This is a genomic window from Sorangiineae bacterium MSr11954 (assembly GCA_037157815.1).
In the GTDB taxonomy this organism is placed as follows: domain Bacteria; phylum Myxococcota_A; class Polyangia; order Polyangiales; family Polyangiaceae; genus Pendulispora; species Pendulispora albinea.
Genome location: CP089984.1, coordinates 7,071,361 through 7,092,130, shown reverse-complemented (window position 1 = coordinate 7,092,130; position 20,770 = coordinate 7,071,361). Strand labels below are relative to the sequence as shown.

The window sequence follows — 20,770 nt, the reverse complement described above, 5'->3', positions numbered from 1 at the left end:
GAGATCTTCTCTCAGGACGATCTTCGATCGGGTGACAGCTCACTCCTCGCAATTCACCGGAAACGGCTGGAGCCCCGCGGGCTGCGGTTGCGTAAAAATGTCTCGAGGAAGCGGCGGGTTCCAGAGCACGTCGTCATAGCGGAAGATGACGTCTTCTTTGAGGCCCGGGACCACGACGTGGATGCGGCGCGGGAGCTCGGCGGTGCATACGGGGCCGCTCGGCGGAATGGGCGGATCGATGCCTTGTTCGTCGACGCGGGCGGTCGACATGGGGGTCGACGCGTGGTCTTCGAGCTCCGCGCGGTAAAGGACGAGGCCCTGCTGACGCACGGTGACCTCGAGGACGCGAAGGCGCTGCTCGGTCCAGGGCTTGGCGAGATCGTCGGGGCGCGGTGCGAGGTGGATTTCCTCGGTGGTGGCGTTGGCGCCGGTGAGGGTGATCACGTAGTAGCCGTCGCCGCTCCAGGCGATGCGGCTGCCTGTGTTGGGGCCGGAAAGACCTGCGGCGAGCCCGTGTTTGAGGATGGGCGCTTCGCCGCGCAAGAGATCGACCAGGACAGGGCCCGGGACGGGCACGGTGGTGAGGCGCGCGATGTTGCAGGCCTTGGCAGGGCCGGTGTAGAAGCGCTTGTCGCGGAGATCGGCCAGGCTGAAGTTTCGGCCGTCGCTGGTCAAGGTGGCGACGGTGACGCCGAAGGGGCTCACGATGTCCATGCGGATGCGCGCAGGGACGGCGACCATCATGAGGAGATCGCCGCGGAGGCGGCCTTGTTTGCCGAAGTGATCGATCTTGGCCTTTGCCTGCACGGCCACGCACGACGAGGTCGTGGCGTGCATGCGCTCTACGGCGGCCTCCACGCTGGGAAACTGCGAGGCCGGCGGAGGGGCGCTCGCACACCCGGTTGTGCCGGCGACGGCGAGCGAAAGAAGGGCGCACGAAATGCTTTGGGCGAACGGACGCAGGCTCATGAGTGTGCGCACCGTATCGCATGAGGAGCTGCGTGAGGAGCAGCCAGAGTGGTAAAGAGAGCCAGAACGATGATCTCGCCGCTCGACGAAACGTGGCGCTCTCTGCTCGACGACGTCGCGCGCGAGCGAAAATGGCCCACCTCGTCCGAGGTGAAGAAGCTCGCCGCGAGCGTGCGCGCGCTCTCCTCCGCCTACAACGATGGCCGCGAAGCACCCGCCGCCAGGGCCCGGAGCGCCGAGGCGCTGGGGGCGCGGCTTTTGTTCTCGTTTCCGCGGGACATTCCAAAGGGGGCCGCCTCGGTCCGGGAGCTGCTTGCGACGGGCCTCCTTCGCATCCCCGAAGACCGCCCCTTGCGCGTGCTCGATGTGGGCGCCGGGGTGGGGGCCATGACCTGGGGCGTCGCGCGCGCCCTCGCGGGGGCCGGCCAATCGGGCCAACTCGAGGCGACCTTGGTCGACGAGGATCCCGCCGCCCTCGACTTGGCGGCGCGTATCTTCAAGCGTCGCACCGGGGAAGGGGAGGTGCGCATCACGGCGCGGTGCGTGCGCGGCGGTGTCGATGCCAATGTGGGAACCGGCCACGATCTCGTGATCTTGGGGCAGGTCCTGAGCGAGCTGGATCGCGACGTGCCCGACACGGAGCGCGTGGTGCGGCACAAGGATCTCATCGCCTCGCTCTTGAAACGCGTGCGGCCGGACGGCTCGCTGGTCGTGGTCGAGCCGGCGCTGCGCGCGCGCACGCGGCACCTGCACGCCGTGCGCGACGCGTTGATTTCGGCGCCGGGGTCGGGGGCAACGTTGTTTGCGCCGTGTTTGCACACGAGCGCGTGCCCGATGCTGACCAACCCGGGCGACTGGTGCCACGAGGATTTGCCCGTGAACCTTCCGGCTTGGCTGGTGGAGGTCGCCCGCGGCGCGGGGCTGCGCTGGGAGGGGCTGACGTACAGCTACCTCATTCTGCGAAACGATGGCGCCACCTTGGCGCGCGCGCTCGAGCCGCGGGGCTTTGGCGGCACGCGCCTGCGGGTGGTCTCGGATCTCATCGTCACCAAGGGGAAGTCGGAGATCTTTCTGTGCAGCGAAACGGGCACGCTGTCGCGGCCTGCCCGGCTCGATCGCGCGCTCTCCGACGGCAACGCCAGCTGGGGCTCCCTCGTGCGCGGCGACATCGTCGCCATCGAGTCGTTCGAGGGGCGCCGGATCGAACGCGAAACTACAATCAAGAGATGGTCATGATGCGCGGCCTCTACCCCATTTTGGATACGACGACCTTGCGCGCGCGGCATATGGCGCCGCTCGACTTCGCGGCGGAGGTTCTGCGCGCGCGCCCATGTGCGCTGCAGCTTCGCGCCAAGGAGGACTCCGACGGCGACGTGCTCGCGCTCCTTCGCGAGCTCGCGCCCTTGTGCCAGCGGGCCGCGGTTCCGCTGGTGTGCAACGATCGCCCGGACCTGGCGGTGCTCGCCGGCTGCGACATGGTCCACGTCGGTCAGGAAGATGCGCCCATCGAGGCCGCGCGCCGCATCGCCCCCCACGTGCCCATCGGCGTTTCGACCCACGATTTGAACCAGCTCGCGCGCGCCATCGAGGCGCGCCCGGCGTATGTGGCGTACGGTCCCATCTTTCCCACGAGCAGCAAGCAAAACCCCGATCGCGTGGTCGGCCTCGATGGGCTTCGCGCCGCGTCCGAGCTCGCGCGCAGAGCCTCCATTCCGCTGGTGGCCATCGGCGGCATCACCCTCGAGCGCGCCCCCGAGGTAGCTCAATGGGCCGATTGCGCCGCCGTCATCGCGGGCGTCTTCGCCGAGGGCCGCACGCTGTTCGAGCAGGCCTCGGCGCTTCACGCGGCCCTGGGCGCGCGGGGATGAGCGCGCCATGTTCGGGATGCCGCGCGTCGCCGATGTCGGGATCGTCGCGGCTGCGCTCCTCGTCGGCGCGGTCATCGGCGGGTGGTTGGCGCGCGCGCGCACCGCGAAGAGGCCCTCCGACGCGGACGGCGAGCCCGATTCGGAGCCCGATCCCCATGTGCCCCACGCCTCGTCGCGCACGGGCGGCGCGCGCGATCCTGCGAAGGTGACGGACGCGAACCGCACGAGCGATCCCTTCGCCGCCTTTCCATGCCGTCTGGGGGACGTGGTGCTGGTGCACGATGGCGAGGAGGCGTGGCTCGAGAGCGCGCTCGTCCTCTCCGAAGAGGCCCCGGCGTTGATCCTCTTCGCGGCACCCAACGCCGGCGAGGATCGCGTGATCCTCGCGCGCCGCGCGCCGAGCGGCGAGCTGCTCTGGCTCGGCGCGTCCGGTGCGCTGGAGTGGGGGCCGAGCGAGGAGCCGCCCTCGTCGCTGCTTCATCGGGGCGAACGCTACGAGCGGATCCGAAGGTTGCCGCTCGCCGGCGAGCCGCTCGGGCCTTCGCCCCCGGCTGGGGGCGGGAACGTATTATTTGCAGAATACAAGTCTGCGACCGATCGACGACTGGTGGTGCTTCTTCGCGGTGATGCGAGTGCGAGCGCCGGCGGCAGTCGTGCAGGTGGCGCCGGGGGCAAGGTGCTCGCGTGGGAAGGGCGCGTGCTCGGTCTCGGCATGTACGAAGTTCTTCCGGGTGGACGGGACTGAGCGGCCGCGCGATGGTGTACCCCTAACTTTTCCGAAAGGGGTCGAACGTCATGAGCGCACGTCGCGCACTCGTTACAGGTGGTTCGAGGGGCATCGGTGCTGCAGTTGCCGCCACGCTCGCGCGGGAAGGGTACCGCGTGGTGGTGCACTGCCGGAGCGATGTCACCGCGGCCAAGAGGGTCGTCGCCGATCTCTCCGGCACCGGGCACGCCGTGGTCAGCGCGGACATCGCCGATCCCGGATCCGTCGAGGCCATGGTCTCCGCCGCGGTGTCGGCCCTCGGCGGGCTCGATGTCTTAATCAACAACGCGGCCATTTACGACGATCACCGCATCGATGAGACGACCTACGCCGAGTGGCAGGCCGCGTGGGCGCGGATGATTGGGGTGAACCTGGTGGGCACCGCCAATGTCACATGGTGTTTCGTCGACCATGTGCGCAAACGCGCCGAGGGACCCCGTGGGGCGCGCATCATCACGGTGGGCTCGCGCGGAGCGTACCGCGGTGAGCCCGATGCGCCGGCCTATGGCGCGTCGAAGGCCGGCGAGCATGCGTTCACGCAGTCGCTCGCGGTGGCGCTCGCGCGCTATGGCATCTCGGTCGCAGGTGTGGCGCCGGGCTTCGTTCGCACCGACTTGACCCGCTCCTTGCTCGAGGGCCCGGCCGGGGTCGCCATTCGGGCGCAGAGCCCCTTCAACCGCGCCGGGGAGCCGGAGGAGGTGGCGGCCGCCGTGGCCTGGCTCGCGTCGCCTGCCGCGGAGTGGGCCAGCGGCACCATCCTCGATCTCAACGGCGCCTCCTATTTGCGGTGATCCCCCGCCGCGCCGATGGCGAACGCGCGGTGCACGGTTCTCCGGCGCCGCGCTGCGCGTCTCACACGCTGCGCATGCGCACGATCATCGATTCGACGGTGAGCTGAGGCGACGCATTGGCATCGAGCTCCTGCGCCGCCGATAGCGCCAAACGGTAGCGCGCCGCGGCCACGTCGGCGTGGCGATCGCCGTTGGCGGCGGTCCGGCGCGCTTCTTCTGCGAGGCGGATGGCCAGCGCTTGCAGGGAGATCTCCAGCACGTCTTTGTTCTTCTTGGCCTCCTCGGCGAGCTCCAACCCCGTGCCCAGATCGGGCGACTCCACGGCCGCCAAGGCTTTTTCGACGAACTGCTGCCGCTTGGAGCTCTCCTCGGGATCCGCCAAGGCGAGCGCCGTGGCCATGCTTCCACCGGACAACGCCGCCAAGGTGCCCGCGGTCTCCTGCGCGGTTCCACGGGCGACGAGGAGCTCGGTCACCACGGTATCGGGGAGCGGCGCAAAGCGCACCCGCAAGGTTCGCGACCGGATCGTGGGGAGCAAGGTGTCGGGGCGGGAGCAAAGAAGGATGAAGTGCGTCCCCTTTCCGGGCTCCTCCAACGTCTTGAGGAGCGCGTTGGTCGCCGAAATGCTCAGCTCATCGGCCCGGCGCACGATGAACACCTTGGCGCGGCCCTCGTGCGGCGGAAAGGCGGCCCGCGCCAGCACCAACGTACGCACTTGGTCGATGGATAGCTCCTGCGCCTCCGGGGTGCGCCGGCCGATTTGGGCCGGCTCGTAGAGGCCCCGCTCCAACACCACCACGTCGGGGTGCAGCGGGCGCGCGTGCCCCTCGCGCGGCGAGGTGCGCTTGCACGCCGAGCACTCGCCGCACGCCTCGGGCGCCGCACCCGCCGCGGGCGAGCTCCCGCGCACCTCGCACACCAGCGCCTGCGCGAGCCCGAACGCCGCCAGCTCCTTGCCGACACCGTCGGGCCCATCGAACAGATACGCGTGGTGCACGCGACCCGTGGCGAGCGCGCGCTCCAAGGTGGCCACCGCGGTGGGCTGCGACCGGACCTGCCCGAGGATCGTGCGAGACGGGCCAGCGCGGTGAGCGGGATCGGGGGCGGTGCTGGGCATGATCGCCATGGACCCTAGCTCACCGGATCGATTCGGATCCACACGCATCCATGGCGATCCGCGGCGATCGACGAAACCCCGACGAAAAAAGCCGCGGCGGCGCGAAAGAGGCGCGCTCGAGCGTAGGAACGCGCGTTGCTTTGCTGAATGGCCACGATGGGGAAAAGATTGCTGCTGCCGCGCACCAAAAAGAAGACGAGCACGCCGTCCGCGGTCCCGCGCCCCGATTCGCCGGTCGCGGTAACCACGGCGGTCCCTGCGAGCGCGCGAACGGCGCCGCGCGCACCGCGCCCGACCTTGGTGTCGGCGCCCGTCATCGAGCTCGATCCGGACGTGGACATTCACCCCGAGGACTGGGTCACCCATGTCGACCCGAACCCCTTTGCGCTCACCCACGACGGCCCCGAGCCCTTTGCGTTTGCGCGCGATGCGGAGACCGCCTCGTCCTCGTTCGACGACATCGACGACCTTTTTCAGACGGTTCGCGATTTGCCCTTTTGCGAGACCACGGCGGAGGCCGCGAGCTTCTGCCTGGCGGCGGTGCTGCGATTTTCGCCCGCGCGCATCGGCCTCGTGCACGTCTACGACGCCGAGACGCGGCAGTTCGTGGTCGTGTATGCGCAAGGACCGGACACCGACGATGCCCTCATGATGCGCACCCACGAGGACGATCCGCTCATTCAGTCGACCCTGCGCGATGACGCACCCCGCTCCTGGCACTACGACGAGCACACCACCGACGCCCGCCCCCGCAACCGCCACGCCTTTTTTGGCCCGGTGCGCAGCGTTCTGGTGGCCCCGGTCGCCCATAGGAAGCGCCCGCTTGGGGTGATCGAGCTCATCGATCCGCTCGATGGCTCCTTTTTCGACGCGCGCGCCGAGAACACACTCTCGTACGTGGCCGGCCGGCTCGGCGAACACCTCGCGAGCCGCGGCACCACGATTGGCCATATCGTGGCGCCGTCCCTGGAGTCCGGCGATTACCCGGCTGCTCGGCCGATGGACATGTGCCGCGTCGCATCGCGCTGAGCTACGCTCTACGGTATGGCGCCCGTACCGTCCAAGGTTCGAAGGAAACTCGAGTGGCTCTTTCTTCGCGCGGAGGGCGCCTTCCTCGACGACGCCGTTCTCACCGCGGAAGGTGCCCACCTCGAGCCTCTGGAGGCACGAGCGCGCCTGCGCGAGGGCAAAGAGAACGAAGAGGCGCTTCGCGCGCTGGAGTGGCTCGGGCGCCTCGAGCACCTCGAACGCGCCCTCGACGGGGACGCGGAGCGACGGCGCACCTACCTCGAGCAATATGGCGCGGTGGGCGTGCAGCGCTTTCGCGCGGGGACCGAGACCCGCATCTATTGCCTCTCGGTGGAGACCTTTCCGCGCCACATCAACAACGTTTACGTCGTCCTCGAACCCGGCTCCGCGCTGATGCTCGACTGCGGCTCCGATCTGCCCACCTCGCGCCGCGATCTGGCGCTTGGCTTCGCCGTCGTCCGTGCGCTCTTCCACGAGGACGTCCGCTACGAAGCGCTCGACTGGTGCGTCATTTCGCACGCCCACTACGACCACTTCGGCGGCGCGAACGCCATCAAGCGCGAGACGCGCGCGCACCTCGCGGTCCACGAGCTCGACGCGCGCGTCCTCTCCGGGTTCGACGAGCGCCTGGTGGTCGTCTCGAAGGACATCGACGTGTACTTGCGCCGCGCCGGCATCGACGATGAAAAGCGCGCCGAGCTTTTGGCCCTGTACACCGCGCATAAAACGATGTTCGCCGCGGTCAAAGTCGACCGGGTCCTGCGCGACGGTGACCAGATCGGCCCCGGCTACCGGGTGCACCACGTGCCGGGACACTGCCCTGGCCTCATTTGCTTGCAGGTGCACGACGTGCTGCTCACGAGCGATCACGTGCTCGCGCGCATCACGCCGCACCAATTTCCGCAGGCCATCACCCCCTTCGCGGGCCTCGAGCACTTCTTCCATAGCCTGGCCAAGATCCGAAAGGTCGAGGGGATCAACTATGCGCTGGGCGGCCACGAAGAGCCCATTTGGGACTTGCGCGCCCGCATCGATGGCATTGCCAACTTCCACCGGCAACGCCTCGGTCGCGTCTTGGAGGTCTGCGACGTGCCGCGCACCGTGCTCGGTGTAGCCGATGCGCTGTTCGGACCGCAGGAGGGCTACGGGTTTCTCCTCGCCATCGAGGAGGCCGGCGCCCACGTGGAGTACTTGCATAACCTCGGCAAGCTGCGAATCGCCAATCTGGACGAGGTGGCCACCTCGCGCGATCCGGTGATCGAATACGTCGTTCGCAAATGACGCTTTCCGTCGTGGGAGGCGCCGTCCCGCGGGGGGTGCGCGAGCGGCGCGGGAGCTGGACGGCCGCGGGCGCGCGGGCGGCTTCTCCCCTTCAGCTGGCGGAATCCGCTTTTGCGAGTAGTCCGAATCCATTAGTTCTTTCGGCGTGCTCCCATCTTTGGAGAACTTGCGGTGCTTTTTGTCCGCCGCGCGCTTGCTCAATTTCAGCAAGGCGGCGCGGCCATTGGGCATTACGCCCGCGGCCTTTGGACAGCGCATTCGGCAGCTGGAGATGGAGCTCGGCGCCCCGCTCTTTCGCCGCACCACGCGCTCGGTCACGCTCACCGACGCGGGGATGGCGCTGGTGCCGCACGCCGAGAAGTGCATCGCGGCCGCGAGCGATTGCGTGCGCGCCGTGCACGGCGAGATGGGGCCGGCCACCGTGGAGCTCACCCTGGGCACCCGCTGGGAGCTCGGTATGAGCTGGATCATGCCGCAGCTGGAGGGCCTCTCCAAGGCCATGCCGTGGATGCAGCTGCACCTCTATTTCGGCTCCGGCTCCGACCTGCTCTTGCGTGTTCGCACCATGGAGGTGGATTGCGCCGTCACCTCCACGCGCCTCGAGGACCCCAAGCTCGATTCGCTCCGTCTGCACCGCGAGGACTATGCCTTTTGCGGCGCGCGCACCCTCCTGCGGCGCCAGCCGCTGACGCGCGTGGAGCACGCGCTGTCGCACGTCTTGATCGATCACGGCCCCGAGCTCCCGCTGTTTCGCTATTGGAGGGACGCCTCCGGCGGGGGCGATCGACTGCGCTTTCAGCGGATCGCGTGCCTGGGGAGCATCAACGCCATCCGCGATCGGGTGGCCGATGGGGCAGGGGTGGCCGTGCTCCCGCGCTATTTGATCCGGCGCGAGCTCGCGAGCGGCACATTTCAGGAGATCTTCAAATCGGTCACCCCGCTGCACGATTACTTTCGCCTGGTCTTCCGCATGGACGATCCGCGCCGCTCGGTGTTCGAATCACTCGCCCGCGTGCTCCACGAGGCGCCGCTTCAATAGAGGAGCGTGTCGTTGGGTGTCCGCCGGCCAATCCACGGGGCGCGCCTCGCGCACGGACGCGGCGATTTTTGGCGCGGGATTCACTATAATGATGATCTATATAATCTTATAAAGATTTGGCGAATTTACAATATCGCCAGCAAAACCGAAGATGAGCTCGTGCTCGGGGTACCTCTCAGCTTCACGGTGGCCACGGACGTCTTGCGTCTGCTCGCCGCCTACCGACGGACGGCTCTCGCGGGGTCGGACTGCACCGCGGCGCCGGCAGGGCTCTGCGATCCTTGCGCGGAGCCCCACCTTTCGCGGATCGATGCGAGCGTGGTGGCCAATCGCGAATTGGTCTTCGTGTTGCCCGCATTTCCCACCAAGTCACCCAATCGTGCCAAGACGCTCGGTCCATTGCCCGACATGGCCGAGCGGTGTGCGCTGGAATTCCTCCAATCGCTCTGCGACCGCATCGAGCGGATTTATCCTCCGGGGGCGCGATTCGTCATTTGCTCGGACGGGCGCGTCTTCGGGGATTTGATCGACGTTTCGGACGGCGATATCACCGACTACCACGTCGAGTTGAAGCGCATGATCGAGCGGCTCGGCGCCGATCGGCTGGAAATGTTCGACCTGGACGATGCCTACCCGGCTTGCGATCACGATGCGATGCGCGCGAGCTTGATCGGCACGTACGGACCGACCCTGGCGGGGCTGCGCGAAGAGGTGCTCCGCGGTGGGGAGGCCGTCGACTTGTACCGGGGGATGACGCGCTTTTTGCTCGAGGACCGACTCGGGCCGCATTACCAAGGCACGCGCACCAGCGCCCAACGCGAGGCGCGCGCGCGGGCTTACGGTGTGATTCAGCGCAGCCGCGCATGGGGCGAATTGGTGGCCGAGAGGTTCCCCGATGCGGTGCGCCTCTCGATTCACCCGCAGCGCTGCGGGACGGGCAAGCTCGGGATCCGGTTGATGGAGACGCCCGATGATTGGCTCACCCCCTGGCACGGTGTGGCCGTCGCCATCGACGGGCGCATGACCCTGATGAAGCGGGCGGACGCCGAACGATCGGGCGCCACCTTGGTCCGGCGCGGCGGCCGCCCGAGTCATTACGTCTCGTCCCAGGTGGCCGCGATCTCTTCTGTTGCCGCTGCGGCTGCCGGCGCCGCCGACGCGACCGAGCGCGCTAGCGCCCCTTGAACGATGCCGCGCGCTTCTCGAGGAAGGCGAGCATGCCTTCCTTTTGATCCTCGGTCCCGAACAAGCTGGCGAACGCCTGCGCCTCGAGCTCGGCGGCCACGGGGAGCGGCACGTCCTCGCCGCGCTGCATGACCCGCTTGCACTGGGCGATGGCCACGGGGCCCTTGGAGGCGATCTTCTCGGCCAGCACGCGCACCGTGGGCAGGAGCTCCGCATGAGGGACCACCGCGTTCACCAGGCCGATGCGGAGCGCATCGTCGGCGCCGATGGTGTCGCCCGTGAGGCATAGCTCGCGCGCGCGGCCGATGCCGACCCGGCGGGCGAGGCGCTGGGTGCCGCCGAAGCCGGGGATGACGCCCAAGCTCACCTCGGGCTGGGCGAAGCGCGCGCGATCGGCGGCGTAGATGAAGTCGCACGCGAGCGCCAGCTCGCAGCCGCCGCCGAGGGCGAAGCCGTTGACCGCGCCGATGATGGGGAAGTGCGCGCTCTCCATGCGATGGAGCACGGTGTGGCCCAGATCGGAGAAGCTCTTGGCTTCGTTGGTCGACATCTTCGACATGGCGGCGATGTCGCCGCCGGCGGCGAAGGCCTTCTCGCCCGCGCCGGTGAGCACGGCGGCCAAGACCGTGGGATCGTGATCGAGCTCGCTCCAGGTGCCGTACAAAGCGGCGAGCAGCTCCTGGTTGAGCGCGTTGAGCTTGTCGGGACGGTTCAAGGTGACGATGGCCACCGAACCCGCCCGCTCGACGAGGACGACGGAGCTCACGGCTTGCCGCCTTTCGCGTTCACGTTGGCGCCGCCCGCGGCCGCCGGGTTGGGCACCACGCTGTAATCGTGGAAGCCGCGGCCCGTCTTGCGTCCGAGCCAGCCGGCGGCGACCAGGTTGCGCAGCAGGGTGGGCGCGCGGTACTTGTCGTCGCCCAGATCGCGGTGGAGCACGTCGGCGATGAAGAGCACCGTATCGAGCCCGATGAGATCCGCCAGCTCCAGCGGTCCCATGGGATGATTGAGGCCCAGCTTGGCGCCGGTGTCGATGTCGGCCGGCGAGCCGATGCCTTCTTGCAGCGCGAAACATGCTTCGTTCAGCATGGGGATGAGCATGCGGTTCACGAGGAAGCCGGGCGAGTCTTTGCTGGTGATGACCGTCTTCCCCATCTTCTCGGCCAGCGCGAAGATGGTGGCGTACGTCTCCTCCGAGGTCTGCACGGCGCGCACGATCTCGACGAGCTTCATCAGGGGAGGGGGGTTCATGAAGTGCATGCCGATGACCCGATCGGGCCGCGAGGTGATGCCCGCCAGCTTGGTCAGCGAAATGGACGACGTGTTGCTCGCCAGGTAGGCGCCCTTGGCCAGGGCCTCGTCGCAGCGGCGGAAGAGCGCGAGCTTGAGATCGACGTTCTCGGTGGCCGCCTCGATCACCAGATCGCACCCCGTGAAGTTCTCCGGGCCGGCGATGGGCGTGATGCGCGCCACGAGCGCGTCTTTTTGCTCGGCGGGTATCTTCCCTTTTTCGACCTGCTTGGCGAGGATCTTCTCGATCTTGCCCTTCCCCTTTTGGGCGACATCGAGTGAAACGTCTGCCAGTTTGACATCGAACCCCGCGTCCGCTGCCACTTGCGCGATGCCGCTTCCCATCTGTCCTGCACCGAGGACGCCGATGACCCGAATCTCCGACATGGTCCTGCTCCTTTTTGCGCATCGGATGTACCACTTTCGCCGCGCGCTTGCGACGGCAGCTTGCACCGCGCTCCTCGCGGCGTCTTTCGCGTCGTTCGTCTCGGGGTGCAGCCGTCCCACGGCCATCGAGCGCGCGCGCTCGCTCACGCGCGAGCACAAGGACGCCGATGCCGTGCGGGTGCTCACCCAGCGGCTCGAGGAGGCCCCCGAAGACCGCGCGGCGCGCGGGCTGCTCATTCGCATCCTCGCGGCGCAAGGCGATCTCGGTCGCGCGCGCGCCGAGGTCGACGAGCTCCAGCGCCGCTCTCCCCGCGGCGATCCTACCCCGCTCATCGAGCTCGGCCACGCCTACGAGCTGGCGCACCGCTTCGAAGAGGCGCTCGCCGCCTACGACGAAGCCGCCACCGTCGCGCCCGAGTCCCCCGCCGGACCGCGCGAGGGCGGCATGCGCGCGGCCCGCTGGGGCGAGGTGGAACAGGCGCGCCCTCGCCTCGAGCAAGCCATCCGCCGCGGCGCGCGCGACGCCGAAATCTGGCACGCGCTCGGCCTCGTCTGCGTCCACCTGCGCGATCTTCCGTCCGCGGAGCGCGCCTACCGCGAGGGCCTCGCGGTCGATCCCACCTTTGCGGCCAACGCGCTCGGTCTCGCCACCGTCGCCGTCATGAAAAACGATCCCAAATCCGCCCTCGCGGCCTACGACACCGTGCTCGCCCGCAACCCGCGCTACAGCCCCGCCGAGCTGGGGCGCGCGTGGTCCCTCACGAAGCTGGGGCGCAAAGACGAAGCGCGCCGCGCCTTGGACCACGCCGCCGAGCTTGGCGCCTCCGCGGCGCAAGTCGCAAAGCTGCGTGCTTGGATGGAGAAGCCCGCCCCCGCGGCCGATCCGGCGCTCTCTCCCGCGCCTCCGCCTGCAGGGGAAGGACCATGAGCGGGCGCAGTCAGCGGCCGAGCCGCGCCCGCACGATCTCGCGCAGCCGTTGCACGTCGAACGGCTTTTCGAGGATGCGCGGCGCGATGGACGCGACGAAGTCGGCGCTGCGGGCGGTGAAGCTGCCGCCGGTGACGAAGATCATGCGATCGGCGAGGTCTTTGCGCGTCTCCTCGAGCTTCTCGTAGACGTCCATGCCGGTGAGATCGGGCATCATCAAGTCGCACAGGATCACGTCGAACCCGTCGTCCTTGGCCAGGAGCTCGAGCGCCTCGCGCCCGCTGCGGGTGAAGAGCACGTCGTGCTCGTCGGAGAGCGCGATGGCGAGCGATGGACCGAGGGCCGGCTCGTCGTCGACGATCAGGATGCGCCCGCGGCGCGTGCTCGGCGGTGGATCGCTCTTTTCAAGGGGCTGATGGGTCATCACGTAGCGTTGGGGAAGTGTACACGTGACGGTGGTACCGCGCCCCGGCTCGCTGTCCACCGCGATTTCGCCGCCCAGCGCGGTCAAGATGCCCTGGCAGATCCAGAGCCCGAGCCCCGTTCCCACGCCCATCGGCTTGGTGGTGAAGAACGGATCGAAGATGCGGCCCAAGGTGTCGCGCGGGATCCCGGAGCCCGTGTCCGATACGGCCACCACCACCCGCTCCGACCCATCGAGGAACGTGCGCAGCCGGATCTCGTGCTCGCTCGCGCGCCCCTCGGGGATGGCCTGCGCCGCGTTCACCAGCAGGTTCAGGAACACTTGCCCGAGGCGCGACTCGTTGGCCTCCACCGGCGGCACGTCGCCGTAGTCTTTCACGAGCCGGGCGCGGTGCCGGATCTCGTTCCACGCCATGTTCACCGAGGCATCGAGCACGCGCGCCACGTCGATGGGGGTCATCGACTCCTCGTCCGCGCGCGAGAACGTCTTGAGATCGCGCACGATGGTGCGCACCCGCTCGGAGCCCTCGCGCGCCAGATCGACCATGGATCCGATTTGCGCGATCCGCTCCGAGAGCTCATAGACGTTTTGCGCCTGGTCGCCGTCGAATGTCTCGATGCGCTCTTCTTCGAGCGCCCGTACGAGCACGGCCAGCTGCGGAATGCGCCGTGAAGCGAGCACGTCGAGGTTGGCCTTCACATAGGCGAGCGGGTTGTTGATCTCGTGGGCCACGCCGGCCGCCAGCGTTCCCACCGACGCCATACGGTCCGACTGCAAAAGGCGCGCTTGAATCAAGGTGCGCTCGCTGAGTTTGCGCGCCAGCTGCTGCTTCTCGGTGACATCCTCCACGAACGCCATGCCGTGCCCGATCGCACCGTCGCCATCGCGAACGGGCCACGCGTGCAGCGCGATCGCGAGCTCGCCGCCGGGCATGTCCTCGAAAGGACGGTAGGGGCCTTCGTAGCGCCCGGTTTCTCCCTCGAAGACCGATCGAAGCGCGGGGAGCCAGCGCAAATCCCGGGCGGTCGTCAGGTCCAACCCCGCAAAGGGGAGCTCCGGCCGATGGCGCCACAATTGGAGCGCACGAGGGTTCGCTTCGGTGACGCGGAGGTGACGATCGTACAGAAATGCACCGACCGGGACCTTCTCGAACAGGACGCGGTACCGTTCTTCCACCTGACGAAGCGCTCCGTGAACCTCGTCGTCCGGCTCTCTCCCCACGCGCATGCTTCACGCAAATTTGGCATCTCGGGTGAGGGTGGTCCAGTCTATCTGGCGCACCGAGAATCGTGTAAGAACGTTCTCGTGAGCAGCATTGGCGGCGGAACCCCCATCCCCACACTGAAGACCGGTCGCGCCCACCCGCACCCGGAGCCCCTGAGCGGAAGCCTCTTCTCCGCCGCGGAGCTGATGCCCGGCGATCGCCACGTGGTGATGCTCGATCAAAGGCTCCTTCCGCGGATCGAGCGCTACGAGATCTTCTCGCGGGTCGAACAAGTCGCTGACGCCATCTCCACCATGAAGGTCCGCGGCGCGCCCGCCATCGGCATCGCCGCCGCCTATGGCTTGGTGCTCGCCGCCGGCTTCATCGAAGGCTCCCGCGAGCGCTTCCTCGAGTCCATGCAGACGGCCGACAAGCTGCTCCGCCGCACGCGCCCCACCGCCGTGAACTTGGCGTGGGCGCTCGATCGCATGGCCCGCACCGTCGCCCGCATCGCCGGCGAAGCACCCATTCAACGCGTGCTCGCGCTCGGCGCCGAGGCGCGCGCCATTCACTCGGAGGACGTCGCCGCGTGCCGCGCCATGGGCGCGCTCGGCGCCGCCAACGTGCGCGACGGCGCCACCGTCCTCACGCACTGCAACGCGGGCGCGCTGGCCACCGGCGGCTACGGCACCGCCTTGGGCGTCATCCGCGCGGCGCGCGATGCCGGCAAGAAGATCCGCGTCCTGTCCGCGGAGACGCGCCCGCTCCTCCAAGGCGCGCGCCTCACCGCCTGGGAGCTGCACAAAGACGGCATCCAAGTGGAGACCATCACCGACTCCATGGTCGCATCGTTCATGGCGCGCGGCCTCATCGACCAGGTCATCGTGGGCGCCGATCGCGTCGCCCGCAACGGCGACGTGGCGAACAAGATCGGCACCTACGGCGTGGCCTGCCTCGCCCAGCTGCACGGCATCCCCTTCGACGTCGCCGCCCCCTGGAGCACCGTCGACCTGGCGTGCCCCAGCGGCGCCGATATCCCCATCGAGCAACGCGGCGAGCGCGAAGTCTCCCACGTCTCCATCGGCGAGAGCGAAGTCCAAATCATGCCCGACGGCGTGCGCGCCCACAACCCGTCCTTCGACGTCACCCCCTTCCGCCTCATTCGTGCACTCTACACAGAACGCGGCACCGCCTCCCCGCTGACCGCCGAAACACTGGCCCGCCTCGCGCCTTCGCTCCCCTAGAGCTCGAGCAAGCTCGAACCACGACTCACTCGGGCGTGGGCGCCGCCAACAACTTGATGAGCAAGCTGCGAAGCACGTGGCGCTCGTCGTCCTCGAGACCGCCCAGCGCCTGGTCGAACGCCGCGAACACGTGGGGCGTCAAATCATCGACCCACGCTTTGCCTTTGGCGGTGGCCTCCACCAGCTGCCGCCGGCGGTCGTTCTTATCCACCCGGCGTCGCACCAACTTTCTCCCTTCGAGCTCCTCGATCAGCCGCGAAAGACCTGCGGGGTGCTGCGCAACGCCGTACGCGAGATCGCGCTGCGAGCTCGGCCCGTTTCGCGCCAAGTAACAGAGCACCGGCCAGTCGAAGCTGGACTCCCCGCGCTCTTCCAAGGTGGCGGCCATCATGTGCCACAGTCGCTTTCGGGTGCGAAGGATGAGGCGGCTGATCTCTTCGGCCAAAAGCACCGAGCTCGTTTGTACCTGCGGGGAATCCTTCACTTCGACCATGGTGGAGCCGGGGGGCCTCGGGGCGGCTGGCGTTGGGGCGTTTTGCCCAACGAGGTTGTCAACACGAGCAGTCGATTCTAACCGGAAAGTAAGCCTGCCCAGAAGGTGGGACTCAATAATTGCTTTCGCAACCGTTGCGGAAACAACTACCCGACACTATCCACCTCGCAACCCCTTTTTTCGAAGGCTCTCGGAGCGCCCGGCGCCCCGACCGGCAATGCCCCTACCATGTGGATAGTTCGCCTCGCGCTACGGCGTCCGTACACGATCGCCGTTTTTTCGTTCGTCATCCTGCTCCTCGGGTCGCTCTCGATCACCCGCATGCGGGCGGACATTTTCCCGACGATCGACATCCCGGTCGTGCTCGTCGTGTGGAACTACCCGGGCATGTCGGCCGACGACATGGAGAAGCGCGTCACGTTTTTGAGTGAGCGCGCCTACTCGAGCACGGTCGACGGCATCTCCCGCATCGAGTCCCAGACCATCAGCGGCACGGCCATCGTCAAGCTCTACTTCGAGCCGGGCGCCGACATCGGCGGCGCCATCGCGCAGGTTGGCTCGGTGTCCTCGACGGCCCTCCGCTTGATGCCGCCCGGCATGCAGCCACCCACCATCGTCCGCTACAACGCGTCCAACGTACCGGTCGCGCAGATGACGGTCTCGAGCTCGACCCTCACCGAGCAGCAGCTCTACGACTACGGCATCAACTTCATCCGCCTGCGCCTCTTTACCGTGCCCGGCCTCGCCACCCCCGCACCGTACGGCGGCAAGCAGCGGCAGATCATGGTCGACGTCGATCCGGGCGCCGTCCAGTCGCACGGCTTGTCGGCGCAGGACGTGGTGACCGCGCTCCTGCAGTCGAACCTCACGCAGCCGGCCGGCGCCGCGCGCATGGGCAACACCGAGTACGACGTCGCGCTCAACAACAGCCCCGACGTGGTGGCCGACTTCAACAAGATGCCCATCAAGACGGTGGGCGGCGCCATGGTCTTCCTCGGCGACGTGGCCAAGGTGCACGACGGCTTTGCCGTGCAGAACAACATCGTCCGCGTGAACGGGCAGCGGGCCACGTACTTGGCCATCTTGAAGAAGGCCAGCGCATCGACCCTGGCCGTCGTCGACTCGGCGAAGGAGCTGGTCCCCTCCATCAAGGCGGCGGCGCCGGAGGGCATGGAGATCAAGATCGACTTCGACCAGTCGACCTTCGTGCGCGCGGCCATCAAGGGCGTCTTGCACGAGGCGGTGGTCTCCTCGCTGCTGGTCTCCTTGATGATCCTCCTGTTCCTCGGCAGCTGGCGCAGCGTCATCATCGTGTCGACGTCGATCCCGCTGGCCATCTTCTCGGCCCTCATCGGTCTGTTCTTGACCGGCAACACCTTGAACATCATGACCCTCGGGGGTCTGGCGCTCGCCATCGGCATGTTGGTCGACGACGCCACGGTGGCCGTGGAGAACATCCACCGAAACCGCCACCTCGGAAAGCCGCTCACGGTGGCCATCCTCGATGGCGCCGAGGAGATCGCCACCCCCGCGCTGGCGGCGACCCTCACCATCTGCATCGTGTTCTTCCCGGTGGTCATGCTCACGGGGCCGGCCAAGTTCCTCTTCGTGCCGCTGGCCCTGTCCGTGGTCATGTCCATGATGGCCTCGTACGTCCTCTCGCGAACCCTGGTGCCGACCCTCTCGCGCATGCTCATGGAGAAGGAGAAGCTCCACGCGGACGGCCCCGGCCTCTGGGATCGCTTCAACCGCGCCCGCGATCGCGGCTTCGATCGCCTGCAAGCCGGCTACACGCGGGTGCTCTCCTTGGTGCTGAAGCACCGCGCCTTCACCATCGGCATCGGCGTGGCGGTGGTGGTGGTGACCCTGCCGCTCGGGAAGCTGGTCGGCATGGACTTCTTCCCGCAGGTCGACGCGGGCCAGATGCGCCTGCACGTGCGCGCTCCTTCCGGTACGCGCATCGAGGAGACCGAGCAGCTGCTCGCCCAAGTGGAGCAGACCATCCGCGAGGTGATCCCGCCCAAGGATCTCGACAACATCAACGACAACATCGGCCTGCCCATCTTTTACAACCTGGCCTTCGTGCAGACCGACAGCGTGGGCGGGCAAGACGCCGACGTGTTGGTCTCGCTGCACCACGGCCACGCGCCGACCGCCGTGTACCAGAAGAAGCTTCGGCAGGAGTTCGCCCAGCGCTTCCCCGGCGTGCACCTGTACTTCCAGCCGGCGGACATCATCAGCCAGGTGCTCAACTTCGGCCTCTCGGCGCCGCTCGACATCGAGATCGAGGGGCGCGACATGGACAAGTCCATGGAGGTCGCCAAGGTCCTCCAGCAAAAGCTCAAGGCCATCCCCGGCGTGGTCGACGTGCGCATCCCGCAGGTCTTCGATCACCCGGCGCTGCAAGTCGATGTGGACCGCGAGCGCGCCGCGCAAGTGGGCCTGCAGCAGCGCGACATCTCGAGCAACTTGCTCACGTCGCTCAGCTCCAGCTCCCTGGTGTCGCCGTCGTTCTGGGTCAGCCCGCAGAACGGCGTCAACTACTCGGTGGTGGTGCAGACGCCCATCGACCGTATGGGCTCCGTCGCGGAGCTGAAAGGTCTGCCGCTCACCACCGGCAACCACGCCATCACCGAGACGGGCTCGGGACCCGGCGGCGGGAGCCTCTCGCCCGGGGTCACCCCGTACCTCGGCGGCGTCTCGCAGATCCGGCCCATTCAGACCAAGTCGCTCGTTTCGCACTCCTTGGTGCAGCGCGTGGTCGAGGTGCAGGCCAGCGTCGAGGGGCGCGATCTCGGCAGCGTGGCGACCGACATCAAGCGCGCGATGGCCGAGCTCAAGGAGCTGCCGCCCAACACCAAGTTGAACTTGCGCGGGCAGAGCGAGAGCATGAACTCCTCGTTCTTGAGCCTGGGAACGGGCCTGATCCTCGCCGCGGTGCTCGTCTATGTGCTCATGGTGGTCCTCTACCAGTCGTGGCTGGACCCGTTCATCATCATGTTCGCGGTGCCGGGCGCGCTCTCGGGCGTGCTGTGGATGCTCGCCATCACGCACACCACGCTCAACGTCGAGTCGATGATGGGCGCCATCATGGCCGTCGGCGTGGCGGTGTCGAACAGCATCCTCGTGGTCAACTTCGCCAACGAGGTGCGCGCGGAGAACGACATCGGGCCGCTCGCGGCCGCCCTCGAAGCCGGGAAAACGCGCCTTCGTCCGGTCCTCATGACCGCGCTGGCCATGATCCTCGGCATGATCCCGATGGCGCTCGGCACCGGTGAGGGCGGCGAGCAGAACGCACCGCTGGGCCGCGCCGTCATCGGCGGTCTTCTGGTGGCCACCGGCGTCACGCTCTTCATCGTGCCGCTCATGTATTCGCTCTTGCGCCGCAAGGCGCCGACCAAGCACAAGCTCGACGCGAAGTTCGACCTCGAGGCCAGTGCGATTTACGAGCCGGCCGTCGCCGGCCACTCTCCGAATGTGGAAGGGAGTCCGTCCTGATGGAAGCCGATTCGAAGGCCGCGCTGCCGCCGCAAGAGAAGCGCAGCGCATCGTTTCACGTAGTTGGTATTCTCCTGGTCGTCGCGGCGGTCATCGGGGTCGTCGTCATCGCCTCCCGTCGCCGCACCGCCGAGGCCACCGAGCGCGACGCCCGCCAAGCCGACATCGCCCAGGGCGTGCTGGTCCAAACGGCGCCCGTGGCCAAGAGCACGGGCGGCCGGAGCATCACCTTGATGGGCGAAGTCTTCCCCCTTCGCCGCGCCACCCTCTACGCCAAGGTGAGCGGCTATGTGCGCGAGGTGCGCACCGACAAAGGCCAGCGGGTGCACGCGGGCGACGTGCTGGGCGTGCTGCAGTCGCCCGAGACCGAGCAGGATCTGCTGCAGACCAAGGCCGACTTGAACAACAAGCAGCTGGTCGAGCAGCGCTACCAGGCGCTCGCCAAGCAGGGCCTGGTCACCCAGCAGGCCCTCGACAAGGCCACCGCCGATCGGGCCATCGCCCAGTCGCAGCAGGCACGCATCGAGGTGCTGCAAGGCTACCAAGTCATCCGCGCCCCCTTCGACGGCGTGGTGACCGCCCGCTACGCCGATCCCGGCTCGCTCCTGCAAGCCGCCACCTCCTCCCAAGCCGCGCTCCCCCTGGTCGAAATCGCGGACATGAACAAGGTGCGCGTGCGCATCTTCCTGGCGCAGAGCGAAGCGCTGTTCGTGCACGAGAACGATCCCGTCACCCTGTGGACCGATCAGTTCCCCGAGAAGAAGCTGCAAGCCAACGTGACCCGCTTCTCGCGCGATCTCGATCCCAAGACCCGCACGATGCTCACCGAAATCGAGGTCGACAACAAAGAAGGCGTGCTCTACCCGGGCGTGTTCGTGCGCGCCAAATTGCAGCTCGCCACCCCCCCGGCGATCACCGTGCCCTCCGACTCCTTGGTCTTCCGCGGCGGCAAGACCATGGTCTTCGCGGTCCGCGACGGCAAGGCCGCGCTCGCGCCCGTCGACGTGGGCGACACCGACGGGATCAACGTCTACCTCAGAGAGGGCCTCAACCCCGGCGACAGCGTGATCCTGCACCCCGGCGACTCCGTCATCGACGGCGCCAAGGTGCAGATCGCCGCGAAAGAGAAGATGACCGCGTTGAACAAGCCGTAACCGAAGTTGAACGAGCCGTAGCTCGACCCTCGCGACCCCGGTTGGGCTCCAGGCCCCGCCGGGGTCGGTCATTTCGCCCAGCGACGACGAGGCTGCTAGCGTC

18 protein-coding genes are annotated in these 20,770 nt (G+C 67.8%); 12 read left to right on the top strand and 6 right to left on the bottom strand.

The genetic code is table 11. The features are described from left to right. Positions 1–39: 39 nt before the first annotated feature. Positions 40–969, bottom strand: coding sequence for a hypothetical protein (locus tag LZC94_27500; protein ID WXB11595.1), 930 nt, complete (start codon positions 967–969; stop codon positions 40–42). Between the two features lie 69 nt (positions 970–1,038). On the opposite strand from LZC94_27500, the gene LZC94_27495 reads away from it, so the two are divergent. The 4 genes from LZC94_27495 to LZC94_27480 are packed head-to-tail and all read left to right on the top strand — an operon-like array spanning position 1,039 to position 4,394. Continuing rightward, positions 1,039–2,205, top strand: coding sequence for a small ribosomal subunit Rsm22 family protein (locus LZC94_27495; protein ID WXB11594.1), 1,167 nt, complete (start codon positions 1,039–1,041; stop codon positions 2,203–2,205). After that, a complete protein-coding gene (locus LZC94_27490) occupies positions 2,202–2,837 on the top strand; it encodes a thiamine phosphate synthase (protein WXB11593.1) in 636 nt (211 codons plus the stop codon). The genes LZC94_27495 and LZC94_27490 overlap by 4 nt, the downstream gene beginning before the upstream one ends. A gap of 7 nt (positions 2,838–2,844) precedes the next feature. Beyond that, positions 2,845–3,582, top strand: coding sequence for a hypothetical protein (locus LZC94_27485; protein ID WXB11592.1), 738 nt, complete (start codon positions 2,845–2,847; stop codon positions 3,580–3,582). Between the two features lie 50 nt (positions 3,583–3,632). Then, complete coding sequence (locus LZC94_27480) at positions 3,633–4,394, top strand: SDR family oxidoreductase (GenBank protein ID WXB11591.1); 762 nt, start codon at positions 3,633–3,635, stop codon at positions 4,392–4,394. A 61-nt stretch (positions 4,395–4,455) separates the two neighbouring features. On the opposite strand, the gene LZC94_27475 is transcribed toward LZC94_27480, so the two are convergent. After that, entirely contained in the window at positions 4,456–5,520 is a 1,065-nt protein-coding gene (locus LZC94_27475; GenBank protein ID WXB11590.1) for a DNA polymerase III subunit delta', read from the bottom strand. Between the two features lie 147 nt (positions 5,521–5,667). On the opposite strand from LZC94_27475, the gene LZC94_27470 reads away from it, so the two are divergent. The 4 genes from LZC94_27470 (at position 5,668) to LZC94_27455 (ending at position 10,045) form a co-directional block, all read left to right on the top strand. Further along, complete coding sequence (locus LZC94_27470) at positions 5,668–6,540, top strand: GAF domain-containing protein (protein WXB11589.1); 873 nt, start codon at positions 5,668–5,670, stop codon at positions 6,538–6,540. Positions 6,541–6,555: 15 nt separating this feature from the next. Beyond that, a complete protein-coding gene (locus LZC94_27465) occupies positions 6,556–7,821 on the top strand; it encodes an MBL fold metallo-hydrolase (GenBank protein WXB11588.1) in 1,266 nt (421 codons plus the stop codon). Positions 7,822–7,966: 145 nt separating this feature from the next. Then, positions 7,967–8,860: a LysR substrate-binding domain-containing protein gene (locus LZC94_27460; protein WXB11587.1), complete on the top strand. Its 894-nt coding sequence runs from the start codon at positions 7,967–7,969 to the stop codon at positions 8,858–8,860. A gap of 159 nt (positions 8,861–9,019) precedes the next feature. Beyond that, positions 9,020–10,045, top strand: a complete 1,026-nt coding sequence (locus LZC94_27455) for an isocyanide synthase family protein (GenBank protein WXB11586.1) — start codon at positions 9,020–9,022, stop codon at positions 10,043–10,045. Here the strand turns inward: LZC94_27455 and LZC94_27450 are convergent. Together LZC94_27450 and LZC94_27445 are read right to left on the bottom strand one after the other, a co-directional pair. Next, complete coding sequence (locus LZC94_27450; protein WXB11585.1) at positions 10,032–10,811, bottom strand: enoyl-CoA hydratase-related protein; 780 nt, start codon at positions 10,809–10,811, stop codon at positions 10,032–10,034. The two genes, LZC94_27455 and LZC94_27450, sit on opposite strands and share 14 nt — an antisense overlap. After that, positions 10,808–11,722: a 3-hydroxyacyl-CoA dehydrogenase NAD-binding domain-containing protein gene (locus LZC94_27445; GenBank protein ID WXB11584.1), complete on the bottom strand. Its 915-nt coding sequence runs from the start codon at positions 11,720–11,722 to the stop codon at positions 10,808–10,810. Before LZC94_27445 ends, LZC94_27450 begins: the two co-directional genes overlap by 4 nt. Between LZC94_27445 and LZC94_27440 the strand changes: the two genes are divergently transcribed. Next, positions 11,703–12,650, top strand: a complete 948-nt coding sequence (locus LZC94_27440) for a tetratricopeptide repeat protein (protein WXB11583.1) — start codon at positions 11,703–11,705, stop codon at positions 12,648–12,650. The two genes, LZC94_27445 and LZC94_27440, sit on opposite strands and share 20 nt — an antisense overlap. Positions 12,651–12,660: 10 nt before the next feature. Here LZC94_27440 and LZC94_27435 read toward each other — a convergent pair whose 3' ends face one another. Then, positions 12,661–14,301 carry an ATP-binding protein gene (locus LZC94_27435; protein WXB11582.1) on the bottom strand — a complete coding sequence of 547 codons (1,641 nt, stop codon included), beginning with the start codon at positions 14,299–14,301 and terminating at the stop codon, positions 12,661–12,663. Between the two features lie 78 nt (positions 14,302–14,379). Between LZC94_27435 and mtnA the strand changes: the two genes are divergently transcribed. Further along, positions 14,380–15,522 carry an S-methyl-5-thioribose-1-phosphate isomerase gene (gene mtnA, locus LZC94_27430; GenBank protein ID WXB11581.1) on the top strand — a complete coding sequence of 381 codons (1,143 nt, stop codon included), beginning with the start codon at positions 14,380–14,382 and terminating at the stop codon, positions 15,520–15,522. A 25-nt stretch (positions 15,523–15,547) separates the two neighbouring features. Here the strand turns inward: mtnA and LZC94_27425 are convergent, their stop codons facing one another. Continuing rightward, on the bottom strand, positions 15,548–16,015 hold the full coding sequence (locus tag LZC94_27425) for a MarR family transcriptional regulator (protein WXB11580.1): 468 nt from the start codon (positions 16,013–16,015) through the stop codon (positions 15,548–15,550). A gap of 228 nt (positions 16,016–16,243) precedes the next feature. On the opposite strand from LZC94_27425, the gene LZC94_27420 reads away from it, so the two are divergent. Next, complete coding sequence (locus LZC94_27420) at positions 16,244–19,513, top strand: efflux RND transporter permease subunit (protein WXB11579.1); 3,270 nt, start codon at positions 16,244–16,246, stop codon at positions 19,511–19,513. Further along, positions 19,513–20,667 (top strand): efflux RND transporter periplasmic adaptor subunit, encoded by a 1,155-nt coding sequence (locus tag LZC94_27415; protein WXB11578.1) that lies wholly within the window; start codon positions 19,513–19,515, stop codon positions 20,665–20,667. The genes LZC94_27420 and LZC94_27415 overlap by 1 nt, the downstream gene beginning before the upstream one ends. The last annotated feature ends 103 nt before the right edge of the window (positions 20,668–20,770 follow it).

What these genes read in the sequence shown, in the direction of transcription:
- LZC94_27475 (WXB11590.1), bottom strand. Translation starts at nt 5,520, where the DNA reads ATGGCGATCATGCCCAGCACCGCCCCCGATCCCGCTCACCGCGCTGGC.
- LZC94_27420 (WXB11579.1), top strand. Translation starts at nt 16,244, where the DNA reads ATGTGGATAGTTCGCCTCGCGCTACGGCGTCCGTACACGATCGCCGTT.
- LZC94_27485 (WXB11592.1), top strand. Translation starts at nt 2,845, where the DNA reads ATGTTCGGGATGCCGCGCGTCGCCGATGTCGGGATCGTCGCGGCTGCG.
- LZC94_27495 (WXB11594.1), top strand. Translation starts at nt 1,039, where the DNA reads ATGATCTCGCCGCTCGACGAAACGTGGCGCTCTCTGCTCGACGACGTC.
- LZC94_27470 (WXB11589.1), top strand. Translation starts at nt 5,668, where the DNA reads ATGGGGAAAAGATTGCTGCTGCCGCGCACCAAAAAGAAGACGAGCACG.
- LZC94_27490 (WXB11593.1), top strand. Translation starts at nt 2,202, where the DNA reads ATGATGCGCGGCCTCTACCCCATTTTGGATACGACGACCTTGCGCGCG.
- LZC94_27415 (WXB11578.1), top strand. Translation starts at nt 19,513, where the DNA reads ATGGAAGCCGATTCGAAGGCCGCGCTGCCGCCGCAAGAGAAGCGCAGC.
- LZC94_27480 (WXB11591.1), top strand. Translation starts at nt 3,633, where the DNA reads ATGAGCGCACGTCGCGCACTCGTTACAGGTGGTTCGAGGGGCATCGGT.
- LZC94_27440 (WXB11583.1), top strand. Translation starts at nt 11,703, where the DNA reads ATGACCCGAATCTCCGACATGGTCCTGCTCCTTTTTGCGCATCGGATG.
- LZC94_27425 (WXB11580.1), bottom strand. Translation starts at nt 16,015, where the DNA reads ATGGTCGAAGTGAAGGATTCCCCGCAGGTACAAACGAGCTCGGTGCTT.
- LZC94_27500 (WXB11595.1), bottom strand. Translation starts at nt 969, where the DNA reads ATGAGCCTGCGTCCGTTCGCCCAAAGCATTTCGTGCGCCCTTCTTTCG.
- LZC94_27435 (WXB11582.1), bottom strand. Translation starts at nt 14,301, where the DNA reads ATGCGCGTGGGGAGAGAGCCGGACGACGAGGTTCACGGAGCGCTTCGT.
- LZC94_27445 (WXB11584.1), bottom strand. Translation starts at nt 11,722, where the DNA reads ATGTCGGAGATTCGGGTCATCGGCGTCCTCGGTGCAGGACAGATGGGA.
- LZC94_27465 (WXB11588.1), top strand. Translation starts at nt 6,556, where the DNA reads ATGGCGCCCGTACCGTCCAAGGTTCGAAGGAAACTCGAGTGGCTCTTT.